The organism is Microbacterium sp. H37-C3 (genome assembly GCF_027157935.1).
Classification (GTDB): domain Bacteria; phylum Actinomycetota; class Actinomycetes; order Actinomycetales; family Microbacteriaceae; genus Microbacterium; species Microbacterium plantarum.
In genome coordinates, this window is the sequence record NZ_JAPVLR010000005.1 from 14,345 (window position 1) to 27,686 (window position 13,342).

The window sequence follows — 13,342 nt, forward strand, 5'->3', positions numbered from 1 at the left end:
GGGTTCAGCGGGGGCGGATGCCGCGGGTCAGCGGTAGCCCTTGCTCAGCACGGCCTCGGTGTCGGCGATGATACGCGCGGCCACCTCGTCGGGCAGCGCCAGCCGCGGCGGACGCGTCGTCGTGTTGGTCAGCACGCCGGCGACCTGCTGCGAGAGCTTGATCGCCTGGACGAACCAGGTCTTCGAGTCCCAGCGCAGCAGCGGATGCAGGTCGCGGTAGATCTCGCGCGCCCGCACCCAGTCCTGCGGGTCGTCGGAGGTCGAGAGCGTGTAGAGCTCGACCGTCGACGCGGGGATCGCGTTGGGGTAACCGGCGACCCAGCCCACGGCGCCGTTGAGGCCGAGCTCGAACACGACGTCATCCGACCCGATCGAGATGTCGAGGCCGGGCGCGAGCTCGCGGATCTCGTAGGCGTGACGGACGTCGCCCGAGAACTCCTTGACCGAGACGATGAGCCCCTCGGCGAACAGCCGCGCGAGCAGGTCGGGACGCAGATCGACCTTCGTGTCGATCGGGTTGTTGTACGCGAGGATCGGCAGGCCGACCGCGGCGACCCGGCGATAGTGGTCGACGACCTCGTCGTCGCTCGCCCGGTAGGCGTTGGGCGGCAGCAGCATGACGGCCGGCGCGCCGTTCTCGGCGGCGTGCTCGGCGAAGCGCACGCTCTCGAGAGCGCCGTAGGCTCCGACGCCCGGGATGACGGCGGCGTCGGGCGCGGCCTCGACGGCGGTGAGGAAGACGCGCTTGCGCTCCTCCTCGGTGAGCGTCTGATACTCGCCGAGCGAGCCGTTCGGGATGATGCCGGTCACGCCGTTCTGCGTCGTGAAGCGCACGAGCTCGGCGTAGGCGTCGTAATCGACGGACAGGTCGTCGTGGAACGGCAGCGTGGTCGCGAGGTTGACGCCGTGCCAGGGCTTGCGGTCGGTCATGATTCGTTCTCCGATCTGGCGATGTCAGGCGCCGGTGTCAGTGCAATTGCAATGGTATCGATTTTTGAGGCCGGGGGAAGGGTGATTCGACGACGGGTCTCCTCATTGCCGGCGCGGTCGGTCGCAGCGAACTCGATCACCTGCTCGCGATCGGTCAGGGCACGCACGAAGGCCTCCTGGAACGTCGCCCAGAAGGTACCCTCGCCCTCCCATCGGATGGCGTCGACCCCCGAGACGTCGTCGCTCGCGACGAGAGTGATCTCGACCGCGGCGCCGAGCGGCTTCACCCGGGCCTCGCTCCGCGGCGGCTCGGTGTCGACCGCGAGTTCACGCCGCACGACACTCGAGCGCCCCTCGGCATCGACGGCGCGCGCCTCGATGCGGACCACGCCCTCGCGATCGATGACGACGGGGCCGTCTGCCACGCGCCAGGCGCCGTCGTCGATGCGCAGCTCGAGGCGCAGCGGGTCGCCGGTCGCGCCGGTGGCGCCGACCCGGACGGTCGGCGGGGCGGTGTACCAACCCGAGGCGGCCGGCGCGGGTGAGACCACGATGTCGACGGTCGGCGGCATGACGGCATCCGCCGTCGTGGTGAGCGCCCCGACGAAGTCCCGGGCGCGGCGCGCGGCATCCGCGGTCGCGGCCGACGCGCCGCCGATCCCGAGGCCGGCGTCGAGCCCCGCGCCGATGACGGCCCGCGCCTCGGAAGCACTCACGAGCGAGTGCGCCATCCCGATGCGGCACACCGCGACGAGGCGGTCGAGCAGCTCGGCGTCGTCCTGCGGCGCGGGCTCGGCCCACAGGGCGTCGATCAGTGTGGTCCCGTCGGCGCGCCGCCGAGCAGGGACCCCCGTCTCGACGCCGGCGAATCCGATCGTGCGGTCGTCGGCTCGCGAGTACAGGTGGTACCGCTCGTCGGAGCCGTTCCAGACCGGTTCGTGGCGAAGCCCGGCGATCGATACCGCGCCGGTCGCGGCGAGCGCCGCGGAGACATCGTCGAGGTCGGCTCGGGTCGCGCCTCCCGGCATCCGACGCGCATCCCACGCTCGCTCGATCGGGGTCGTCGACTCGTCGCGGGCGACGAGCGCATGCAGCCCGTACCTCAGGCTGCGCAGCCCCGGGTCGTCGATCGCCGGCTCGGACCGAAGCACGGCGGGCAGGGTCAGCTCGATGCGCTCATCGCCCCGCCAGGTCCGGTCGATGGTGACGAAGCCGCCCGGCGCGCCATCGACGTCGACCCGATGTCCGTCGACGGCGACCTCGGCCCCGCCGGCCACCCAGTCCGGGACACGAAGATGCACCGCGAGCCGCACCGGACGGCCGGCCGTCGTCTGCACCCGGAGGGTGACGCGATCAGCGAAGGGATGCTCCTGGTCGACCTCGACGCTCACGCCGCGCTCGTCCCAGCGAAGCTCGGCGGGCGTGTAACGGGCGACCCACAGCGCAGGCTCCGCGCCGGTGTCGCGGAAGAAGATCCCGGCCTGGTGACCCACGTGGTTCTCGAGCCCGGTTCCGCCGCAGCACGTGCCGACGTTGTCGTACTCGGGCAGCGCCCCGGCGTGCACCGGGAACATGTACGTCACCTCGGGGCTGTCGTCGGAGTCGACCGCGCGCCGCGAGCCGAGGATGTGGTTCTGCCGCGCCCGCTCGGCGTAGTCGAGGAAGCGCGGCGCGAGCGTATGAGTGAACAGCGCCTCGGCGAGCTTGACGAGGTTGTAGGTCGCGCACGTCTCCGCGTTGCGCCGGCCGATGTCGCCGGCGACCGTGCGCGGCGGGCCCCAGAGCTCGTTCTCCCCGGTGCCGCCGTGCGCGTACATCCGCCCCGGCACGACCTGGTCGAAGACGCCGATCGCGGCGGCGAGATATCGGCGTTCGCCGGTCAGTTCGTACTCGCGCACGTAGCCGACGAGCTGAGGCAGGTGCTGGTTGGCATGCATGCCGTCGAGGATGTCGTGGCCCGACGACCCCGCCTCGAGCAGGTCTCCCTGATCGAACGCTCGCGCCGCCGCGAGGAAGCGCGGCTCGTCGACGATGGCGCTGAGCCGCGCGAGCGTCTCGTTCATGCCGCCGAACTCGCCCGCGATGTAGAGCGACCACATGCGCTGGCGGTGGTCGTGATCGAGCTTCTCGAGTCGCCCCGAGATCCAGTGCGCCATGCCCGTGACGACCTCGAGCGCCTGCTTGTTGCCCGCGAGCTCGTACGCGTCGAGCAGCCCCGCCATGAGCTTGTGACACGTGTAGTACGGCGCCCAGATCTCGCCGTAGGGGGCGAAGTGCTCCAGCCGCGCGAACTGCCACTCCCCCGAGGCGAAGAGCAGCCCCGGGTGCGAATATCGCCCGGTGGCGGCGAGCGCCTGCTGCACCTCGGCGAGACCGCCCACGAGCTCGTCGACCCGCGAACGCAGCTCGTCGTCGTCCTCGCCCGCGGCGGCCAGCGCGAGCATCGAGAGGAAATGGCCCGCGTAATGGCCGCGCAGCAGGTTCGCCGTCTGCGCGGCCTCACGACCGGGATAGTCGTCCTCGCCCCACGGCTCCTCCGCCGGATGGCCGAAGCCCTCCCACGCGCCCGGAGGCTCCGCGCCGCGGGTGTCGAGCCCGGCACCCGCCCGGAACACCGCGAGGAGCCGGTCGATCGGGTAGACCCGGGCGAGGTGCAGCATGCGGTCACGGGCCGGCGCGAACGCGCTCGTCGGCTTCAATCGCACCGCCCCGTAGGGGAACGGCAGCGCGCGGGGTGCGGCATCCGTCATCGCTCGCCCGCCCACTGCGCGCGCGTCCACGCCTCGACCTCGGCGGCGGAGATCGGGAGCGCCGCCGACAGCACCTCCGAGCCCGAGTCGGTCACGAGCACGTCGTCTTCGAGGCGCACGCCGATGCCGCGCAGCTCGGGCGGCAGCGTGAGGTCATGCGCGTGGAAGTACAGGCCCGGCTCGACGGTCATGACGACGCCCGGCTCGAGCGCCGCGCCCATGTAGTCCTCGTAGTGCGCCTGACTGCAGTCGTGCACGTCGAGACCGAGGTGATGGCCGATCCCGCAGGCGAGGTATCGCCGGTGCTGCTGGCCCTCGGGCGACAGGGCCTCGTCGACCGAGACCGGCAGCAGCCCCCAATCGTGCAGGCCCTGCGCGACGACCTCCATCGCGGCGAAGTGGAAATCGAGATACGCCACGCCCGGGCGGATGCGGTCGAGTCCCGCGCGGTGCGCCTTCTCGACGAGGTCGTGCACCGCACGCTGGGTCTCCGAGAACGTACCGCTCGCGGGAACCGTGCGGGTCACGTCGGCGGTGTAGAGCGACCGGGCCTCGACGCCCATGTCGAGCAGCAGCGCGGCATCCGGCACGACGTCGCCGTCGCATCGCACCCAGTGCAGGATCGGCGCGTGCGCTCCCGACCCGACGATCGTGGAGTAGCCGGGCCCGTTCCCGAACGTGCGGGCGTGCCGGTCGAACGTCCCCTGCAGCCACCGCTCGCCGAGGCCGTCGGCGATGGCTCGCGGCACCTCGGCCACGACCGCACCGAACCCGGCGACCGTGGCGTCGACGGCCGCGCGGAGCTGCCCGATCTCCCACTCGTCCTTCACCATGCGCAGGCGGGCGAGCGCACGTTCGAGCTCGGCCGACACCTCCGCGCCGACCTCGGCGGCGAGCGCGGCGGCCGAACGCGCGGCCGAGGCGCCCCGCAGCTCGGAGTGGCGGCGCTCCAGCGCAGCGAGAGGCTCGACGGTCATCCCCAGCGCGTCGGCCCACTCCGGCAGACCGGCCGACGGGCCGACCCAGAGCTCGCCGTGGTTCGCATCCGAGAAGAACCCGGCATCGCCGGGGCGGAACGGCGGCGGCAGGTACAGAACGGCGTCGTGTCCGCCGGCGGCGGGCCACAGCACGACCACGGCGCCCTCGACCTGGCACGCCGTCAGCCAGACGAAGCCGCTGTCGGCGCGGAAGCCGTAGTGCGCGTCGTCGTTGCGGACAGGCGCGTGCCCCGCCGCGGCGACGATCACGTGCCCGGGAAGGACGGCGCTGAGGCGATCGCGATGAGCGGATGCCGCGGCCGCGGCGCCCGCGGGCAGGTGCGGTCTGGTCGGCACGTCGGCCCAGTCGCGCGAGACGAACTCGGTGAACGCCGGTACCTGCGCGAGGCGCGGGTATCGTGTGCCGGCGTAGGGGGGACGGGTGGTGTCGGCAGCGGTCATCGCTTCTCTCCTCCGCGGTCTCGGACCAGCTCGCGCAGTCGCGTGAACGTGCGACCGGAGCCGATGCCGTCGTGCTCGAACTCATTCGTCACCCACGACTGGGCGTTGCCGATGCGCGACAGCGTGTCGAGCTGCAGCCCGGCATCGACGTACATGTCGTCGAAGTACACCGCCGCCGCGAGCGGCACGTCGTTCGCGGCGAGCCGGTCGAGGTCGTACAGCGGCGTCCAGGAGGCACGGCCGGCCAGCGCGTGGACAGCATCCCGGAATCCGCGCAGCAGCCGCACCTCGTCGAACATCCAGGGGAAGGCCATCTCGCCCGTGAACAGCAGCGGCCGCCGGTCCTCGTCGAACTCGGGACGACGGTCGCGCTCGGCCTGCGCCGCCCACGCGGTCGGGCCGCTGGCCGGGTCGCCGTAGATCGATTCCTGCAGGGTCCAGAACAGCGGGTTGCCCGCGCTGGAGCTGAGCGACTGCACGTCGGCGAGGAACGCCTCCGACAGCCGCCCCGGCCGGGCGAACGCCTTCTCGACGAGCCAGTGCAGGCGCTCGTGGCCGGGCTTCATCCCGAGGTCGATCCCGAGCGACTGGAAGCGGCGCACGGTCAGCACATCGCCGTCCGGGAGCCTCACGTCGCCCTCGGCGAGCCGGTCGGCGATGCGTGCGATCGCCTCGGTGTCCTCGGGGAATCGCCGGTACAGCTCAGCCGTCTTCGCCGCGACGCGGTCGAAAGTGCGGGCGTAGACCTCGGCCGCGCGCGGCGGGGTGCCGGGGATGCCGCCGCAGACGTAACAGGCCGTCAGCGCCTGGGGCGCGAGCGACAGGTAGGTGAGGGTCAGGAAGCCGCCGTAGCTCTGTCCGAGGGTGGCCCATCGCCGACCGCCGTAGAGCGTCTCGCGCACATGCTCGAGGTCGCGGACGATCGAGTCGGCCCGGTGGAGGGCGAGGAGGTCAGCGCCGGCCGCGGCGTCGAGCCCCGCCACGTCGACGGCTTCGAGGGGCGTGCTGCCCCCGGTGCCGCGCTGGTCGACGAGCACCACGCGATAGTCCCGCAGCGCCTCGTCGATCCATCCGTCTCGGCGCAGCGGCCGCGGGTTCGCCCCGCCGGGGCCGCCCTGCAAGAACGCGAGCAGCGGGAGGTCGTCGCGCGCGCGATCGGGATCGACGAGCTCGCGGACGAGCAGCTCGATCGTGCCGGCCGCTGCTGTGCCGCCGCTCCAGTCGAGCGGGACGTCGACGCGACGCTCCGCGACGCGGATGCCGGGCAGGTGGTACTCGTTCGTCATGACGCCTCCGTCTGGGTATCGGATGCCGCGGATGCCGCGCGGGCCCGGCGGGCCTTCTCGGCGGCGCGCCGGCGGCGGTCCCACTCGGGATTGATGCGGGGCACCGCCGCGAGCAGCGTACGGGTGTACTCGTGCTGAGGGCTCTCGAAGACGCGGTCGCGCTCCCCCGTCTCCACGATGGAACCGCGGCTCATCACGGCGATGCGCGTAGCGATCTGGCGCACGACGGCGAGGTCGTGCGCGATGAAGAGGTACGCGAAGCCCTCGTCGCGCTGCAATGCGGTCAGCAGGTTGATGACCTGCGCCTGCACCGAGACGTCGAGCGCCGACACGGCCTCATCGCAGATCACCATCTTCGGGCCGACCGCGAGCGCACGGGCGATTCCGATGCGCTGCGCCTGACCTCCCGAGAACTGCGCCGGATAGCGGTCGGAATGGTCGGGATTGAGCCCCACCCGGTCCATGAGCGACCGCGTGAAGGCGCGGGCCCCACCCGGGATCTTCCGGTTCTGATACCGCAGCGGCGCCGTCACGAGTCGCTCGACGGTGTGCTTGGGGTTGAGCGACGAATACGGGTCCTGGAAGATCACCTGCACGTCGCTGCGGAACGCCAGGAGATCGCGCCCCTGCAGGTGCGTGACATCCCGTCCCTCGAACTCGATCGTCCCCGCCGTGGTGTCCATGAGACGGGCGATCAGTCGCGCGGCGGTCGACTTGCCCGAGCCCGACTCGCCGACGAGCGCGAGGGTCTCGCCCCGCCGGATGTCGAGATCGACGTTGTCCACAGCGCGGAAGCGACTGCTGCGCGAGAACATCGTTGCGCCAGGGCTCGCGAACTCCTTCACGAGGCCCGTCGCGCGGCACAGCGGCGCGGTCTGGTCGGTCATGCCGTCTCCTCCTCGATCTCGCTGTCCGGCACGATCGCGATGTCGGTCGTACGCAGCTCGCCGATCGCGTCGTCGATGCGCGGCACGGCGTCGAGCAGTCGCCGCGTGTACTCCTCCTGCGGGTCGCTGAAGACCTCTTCGACGCTGCCCCTCTCGACCATGCGACCGGCTCGCATGACGACGATCTGCTCCGTCACCTCGCTGACGACCGCGAGGTCGTGGGTGATGAGGATGAGACCGGCGCCCGTGTCGCGACGGATCTCCGCGAGCAGGTCGAGGATCTGCGCCTGCACCGTCACGTCGAGGGCCGTGGTCGGCTCGTCGGCGATGATCAGCTCGGGCTCCATGCTGAGAGCCATCGCGATCATGATGCGCTGCCGCATCCCGCCCGAGAACTGGTGCGGGTAGTGGTCGACACGCTTCGCGGCATCCCGGATGTGCACCCGCTCCATCGCCTCGATCGCGACCCGCCGGGCCTCGCGACGCGAGACGCCCGACCGGTGAGAGCGGTACGCCTCGGCGATCTGCGTGCCGACGGTGTAATAGGGGTTCAGCGACGACAGGGGGTCCTGGAAGATCATCGCGATCCGGTCACCGCGGACCTGACGCATCTCCCGGCCGGGAAGGGTGAGCAGATCGCGTCCGTCGAAGGTGACCGAGCCCGTGGCGTTGCCTCCCTTCGGGAGCAGCCCCATGATCGCGAGGCTCGTCATCGACTTGCCCGAGCCCGACTCGCCGACGATGCCGACGGCCCCGCCGCGCGGAATCGCGAAGCTCAGGCCGTCGACGACGCGGGCGGTGCCGCCTGCGGTGCGGAACTGCACCGTCAGGTCATCGACGCGCAGGAGGTCATCCGTCATCGGCATCCTTTCGTCGCTCATGCCTTCGCCGCCGTTCGCACGCGAGGATCGATCGCCGCGTAGAGCAGGTCGACGACGAGGTTGCCGACGATGACGAAGAACGCCGAGAGCAGCGTCACCGCCATGATGACCGGCTGGTCGTTCGACGAGATCGAGTCGGCGGTGAGCTTTCCCACGCCGTTGATGCCGAACACGGTCTCGGTGATCACCGCACCGCCGAGAAGGCCCGCGACGTCCATCCCGAAGATCGTCACGATGGGGGTCAGCGCCGGGCGCAGCGCGTGGCGGCGCCACACCAGGCTCGGCCGCAGCCCCTTCGCGTGCGCCGTGCGCACGAAGTTCTCCTGCAGGGTGTCGATCACGTTCGCTCGCGTGAGCCGCGTGTAGACGGCGGCATATCCGACCGCGAGCACGATCCACGGCATGAGGAAGTTCAGGAACCACTGCACCGGATCGTCAGCGAAGGGAACGGCCTGCGGAAACGGCAGCCAGGCGAGCGAGACGACGAGGACGAACTGCAGCGCGAGAGCGAGCACGTAGTTCGGGATCGACATCGACCCGAGCGTCAGCCCGGCGATGAACCGATCGGTGAACTTCCCCTCGCGCACGGCGCTGAGGACGCCCCCGACGACGCCGCCGACGAGCCAGAGCACCGCCGCCCCGATCGCGATCGTCGCCGAGATCGGAAGGCGCTGCACGATCATGTCGCCCACGAGCTGCCCGGTCTGGAACGAGTACCCGAGGCACGGGGCGCCGCACGCGACCGTCGCGCCCGCGATCTCGTACTCGCGGCCGACGAACAGGCCCGAGACGTACGTGAAGAACTGCGTGAGGAAGGGCTGGTCGAGCCCGAGGTTCGCCCGGATCTGGTCAATGCGCTCGGGCGTGCAGTTCTTGCCGCAGATCTGCACCGCCGGGTCGGGCGAGAGCACGAAGAAGATCACGAACGTGAACAGCGTCACGAGGAACAGCACCACGACCATGCCGGTCGCGCGCGAGAGGACGAAGCGGGTCACGCGCGCACCTCCGCGCTGCCGACGAGCGCGCGGATGCGGTCGCCCAGGGTCGTGAACGAGAGCACCAGGAGGAAGAGGAAGGCGCCCGGGATGAGGAAGTACATGGGATCGACGGCGTACCAGGGCGCCGCCGAAGCGATCATCTGGCCCCAGCTGGGGGTCGGCGGCACGACGCCCACGCCGAGGAACGAGAGCCCCGCCTCGGTGCCGACGTAGCCCGGCACCGCGAGGGTCGCCATGACGATGATCGTCGACGAGAGGTTCGGCAGGATCTCGCGGAAGATGATCTGCACGCTCGACGCACCCGACGCACGAGCCGACTCGACGAACTCGCGCTCCTTGAGCGAGAGCGTCTGCGAGCGCACGATGCGGGCGAGGTAGGGCCAGCCGAACAGCGAGATCACGACGACGAGCAGCAGCACGCGGTTGTCGGCGGGGAGCGCCGAGAGGATCGCGATCATGAAGATGAGCGCCGGGAAGGCCATGAGGAACTCCATGACCCGCGAGATGACCGTGTCGACCCAGCCGCCGAGGTAACCCGCCAGCATCCCGAGCACGACTCCGAGCACCGTCGTCAGCAGCGTCGCCGAGAGGGCGACCGTCATCGAGACCTGGGCGCCGTAGACGATGCGGGCGAAGATGTCGCGGCCGTTGCCGGGCTCGACGCCGAACCAGTGCTCGGCGCTGATGCCGCCGAGCGGCCCGATCGGGATCGCGCCCATGTTGGGATCGATCGCGCTCTGATCGAACTGGTAGGGCGACCAGCCGCTGATCTGCACGATGAGGGGAGCGAACACCGCCATGAGCAGCACGAGCACGATGTAGGCCAGCGACAGCATCGCGGGCAGATCGGTGAGGAAGCCTCGGAGGAGTTTCCGGCCGGACGCCGGACGGGATTCCACCGACTCATCGAGAGTGGAATCACCGCCCGGCGTGGCCTCGACCTCGAGGGGGGCCGAACTGAAGGTCATGTCAGCCCTTCGAGGGGTCCTTCAGACCGACGATCGTGAGGTCGGTCATGTTGGTGTTGGGGATGTAGCCGGCGATGTTCGACCCCGGCAGGAAGATGCCGTTCTCGAACACCATCGGGGCGATCGGCGCGAGCTCCATGATCTGCTTGTCGAGCTCGCCCCACGCCTCGTTGGCCGCATCGACGTCGGTCATCGCCCGGATCTCGGCGATCCGGTCGTTGACGGCCGCATCGTTGAGCTGGGCGAGGTTCTGGTTGCCCTTCTCGGTGATGCCCGCGCCGTCGAACAGCGGCGGGATGAAGGTGCTGGCGCTCGAGGCCCAGTCCGGGCACCACCCGGTGATCGCAGCGTTGTTCTGCTGCGACGGCGTCGCGATCGTCTCGTAGTAGATCGAGGTGTCGATGACGTTGAGCTTCACGTTAGCCCCGATGCGCTCGAGGCCCTGCTGCACCGCCTCGGCCTGCGCCTGCGCGACGGGGTTCGAGCGGATGTCGAGCGTGAACTCGAACCCGTCGCCGAGCCCGGCTTCCTCCAACAGCGCCATGGCCTCGTCGACGTCGCCGGTGTTGTCGTCGGAGGGGTACAGGTCGTAGTCCAGGTGACCGCTGACGGCGGGCGGAATGATCGTCGTCGCGACATCCGCCAGCTGATTCCCGCCCGAGGCGTTCTGGATGCTGGCACGGTCGAGCGCCCAGTTCACGGCCTGGCGCACGCGGACGTCGTCGAACGGCGGCTTCGACGTGTTGAGCGACATGTAGGTCGTGCAGTACGCGGGGGCGGTGATGGCACGCTCCTGCAGCTGCGGCGTCTGGATGCGGGGCAGCGTGGCGCCCGCGATCTTGCCCGCGATCGCGTTCTGGTCGGCGCCCTGACCGGCGATCATGCGCTCGTCGATCGTCGCGCCGTCGATGCCGATGTCGAACTGCCACTGGTCGGGGTACGCCTTGCGGACGTCGTCGGTCTCGGGCTCCCAGTGCTCGTTGCGCACCAGCTTGATGGTGCTGCCGGGGGTGTAAGCGTCGAGCGTGTAGGGGCCCGAGGCGATGACGTCGTTGATGAACTCGTCGCCGCCGCCGGAACCGATCGGGAAGGGCACGGCATTGGGCTGGGCGAGCACGTTGTCGAACTCGGGGAACGGGGCCTTGAGGTGGAAGACGATCGTCTTCTCATCCGGGGTCTCGATCGTCGGGAGGTCGCCCGAGACGTACGGGCCCTGGTAGTCCGCGGGCGCGTCGATGACGGACTTCAGGTAGGGCGAGCCGATGCCGATCTGCGGGTCCCACGCGCGAGAGATGCCGAACTCCATCTCGGCGGAGGTGATCGGGTCGCCGTTGTCGAAGAAGAGGTCGTCTTTCAGCGTGTAGGTCCAGGTGAGCCCGTCGTCGGAGACCTCGCCGAGCCCCGTCGCGAGGTCGGGCACGATGGCGTTCGGGTCATCCGAGTCGCCGGCGGCCTGCATCGTGAGGCCGCGGTAGAGCAGACGGTAGAACGCGTTGACGCCGCCGTCCCAGCCGCGGGCCGGGTCGAGGTACGAGAAGTCGGCGTTCTGGAGCATGTGAACGGTTCCGCCGGCCTGCGGCGTGCCGTCGGTGCCGGTCTGCTGCGGCGAACCGCCGCCGCCGGCGCCGCACGCCGTGAGGGCGAGTGCCATGGCCGTTCCCGCGGCGAGGATGCCGGCGAATCTCCTGGTGGTGGTCATCGGTGGACCTTCCCTTTCTCTGCTCCATTGCGTCGAGTGCTGTCCATAAAACAACATCACGGTGCAATGTGCAATTGCACGATCACGCTGCATCCGTTCTACCGAGTCGAGCGGGTCGGGGAGGGCGGTGTGACACGATCGTCACGAGATCCGGCCGTCTTTTCACACGCCCGAAACACGACGGGCGTCGGTCGCGGCGCGCGAGACTCGGAGAATCACGGCGATATCGGATGCCTTCGCGGCTTCACTCCGACGCCGGCGACATCCTCCGACGTTCGCGAGGCAGCGCGGCCGCGGTCAGGGAAGCGGGCAGATCGCGACCGAGGCGAGGTCGCCGTCCATCTGCTCGGGCGTCCAGGGCAGACCCGCCGGCGGGGCGGTCTCGCCCGAGGCGGCGGGCGCCTTCGACGCGATCGCGGCGAGCTCCCATCCGAGCACGCGGATCGCCTCGGCCGAGGCGCGAGAGTTGTTCAGCACGGCGACGACGGTCAGGCCCGTCTCACGGTCGGCGAAAGCCGCGGTCTGATAACCGGGGATCGAGCCGTACTGGCCGACGAGGGTGCCCGCCTGGTACGCGCCGCCGTCGACGGTGTACCAGGTCGGAACGCCCTCTCCGACGGGGATGGGCGAGCCGAACCGCTGGTCGTCGTCGAACGAGCGCAGGCCGGTTGCGAGTGCGCGCGCGTACCGCCCCAGGTCCGCGGCCGTCGTGACGACGCCCGACGATGTGAATCCAGCCGAGGGAGACCACGCGGTGAGGTCGGCAGCCGTCGCGCAATCGGGCGCACCCTCGGGGGTCAGCACCGACTGCGTGCCGTGCAGGCCGACGTCGGCCTGCCGATCCGGCAGCGACGACCCGCCCATGCCGAGGGGCTCGAAGACGTAGCGCTGGAACAGCTCCGCGGCGGTGCTGTTCGCGGCCCGCTCGAGAGCCATGCCGAGGAGGACATATCCGGCGTCCGAGTTGGCGAACGACGTGCCGCCCGTCGGGCCCGAGGCAGCCAGCCCGTAGGCGAGGAGTTCGTGCGGAGCCCACGGACGCGCGGGATTCGCTTCCCACCGGGCCTGCAGACGCGGCTGGTACGACCCGAGTCCCGATGTGCTGTCGCAGAGCTGCTCGAGGGTCACGACCGGGGTGGCGGGGAATCCGACGATCCATTCCGTCACGGGGTCATCGAGCTCGACGGTGCCGTCTGCGGCCATGCCGTAGAGCACGTCGCACGTCATCGCGCGCGTGACCGGGCCGGCTTTGAAGGAGTCGTCTGCGGTGACCTCGGTTCCGTCGGGGTTGGTGCCGAAGCCGGCCACCCACTCGCCCGACCACGGCACCCAGACGCCGGCGATCGCGCCGGCCGAGCCGGTCATCGCCATCGCGCGCTCGACCGCGGCGGTGAGCTGCGCCTGCGTGTCGCCACCGATCTCGCCGTCGACCTGCGGGGGCATCTCGACACTGCTGACGCTCGCCGGAGCGCACGCCGAAAGACCGAGCGCGAGCGCGACCGCA

General features: G+C 70.5%; 10 protein-coding genes. All 10 read right to left on the minus strand.

Features of this window, described 5'->3' with window-relative positions; all coding sequences use genetic code 11:
* Positions 1-27: 27 nt before the first annotated feature.
* Entirely contained in the window at positions 28-930 is a 903-nt protein-coding gene (locus tag O1W71_RS13120; RefSeq protein WP_269268289.1) for a dihydrodipicolinate synthase family protein, read from the minus strand.
* Positions 927-3,710, minus strand: a complete 2,784-nt coding sequence (locus tag O1W71_RS13125; protein WP_269268290.1) for a beta-L-arabinofuranosidase domain-containing protein — start codon at positions 3,708-3,710, stop codon at positions 927-929. The genes O1W71_RS13120 and O1W71_RS13125 overlap by 4 nt, the downstream gene beginning before the upstream one ends.
* The gene (locus O1W71_RS13130; RefSeq protein WP_269268292.1) at positions 3,677-5,119 is read right to left on the minus strand and encodes an aminopeptidase P family protein; all 1,443 of its coding nucleotides are present in this window, start codon (positions 5,117-5,119) and stop codon (positions 3,677-3,679) included. Before O1W71_RS13130 ends, O1W71_RS13125 begins: the two co-directional genes overlap by 34 nt.
* Complete coding sequence (locus O1W71_RS13135) at positions 5,116-6,405, minus strand: alpha/beta fold hydrolase (RefSeq protein WP_269268293.1); 1,290 nt, start codon at positions 6,403-6,405, stop codon at positions 5,116-5,118. Before O1W71_RS13135 ends, O1W71_RS13130 begins: the two co-directional genes overlap by 4 nt.
* Complete coding sequence (locus O1W71_RS13140) at positions 6,402-7,292, minus strand: ATP-binding cassette domain-containing protein (protein ID WP_269268294.1); 891 nt, start codon at positions 7,290-7,292, stop codon at positions 6,402-6,404. Before O1W71_RS13140 ends, O1W71_RS13135 begins: the two co-directional genes overlap by 4 nt.
* On the minus strand, positions 7,289-8,152 hold the full coding sequence (locus tag O1W71_RS13145; RefSeq protein WP_269268295.1) for an ABC transporter ATP-binding protein: 864 nt from the start codon (positions 8,150-8,152) through the stop codon (positions 7,289-7,291). Before O1W71_RS13145 ends, O1W71_RS13140 begins: the two co-directional genes overlap by 4 nt.
* 17 nt (positions 8,153-8,169) lie before the next feature.
* A complete protein-coding gene (locus tag O1W71_RS13150) occupies positions 8,170-9,168 on the minus strand; it encodes an ABC transporter permease (RefSeq protein ID WP_112617624.1) in 999 nt (332 codons plus the stop codon).
* Positions 9,165-10,139 carry an ABC transporter permease gene (locus tag O1W71_RS13155; RefSeq protein WP_269268296.1) on the minus strand — a complete coding sequence of 325 codons (975 nt, stop codon included), beginning with the start codon at positions 10,137-10,139 and terminating at the stop codon, positions 9,165-9,167. Before O1W71_RS13155 ends, O1W71_RS13150 begins: the two co-directional genes overlap by 4 nt.
* 1 nt (position 10,140) lies before the next feature.
* Positions 10,141-11,838 (minus strand): ABC transporter substrate-binding protein, encoded by a 1,698-nt coding sequence (locus O1W71_RS13160; RefSeq protein WP_269268297.1) that lies wholly within the window; start codon positions 11,836-11,838, stop codon positions 10,141-10,143.
* A gap of 297 nt (positions 11,839-12,135) precedes the next feature.
* Complete coding sequence (locus O1W71_RS13165; protein ID WP_269268298.1) at positions 12,136-13,281, minus strand: serine hydrolase domain-containing protein; 1,146 nt, start codon at positions 13,279-13,281, stop codon at positions 12,136-12,138.
* Positions 13,282-13,342 lie beyond the last annotated feature (61 nt).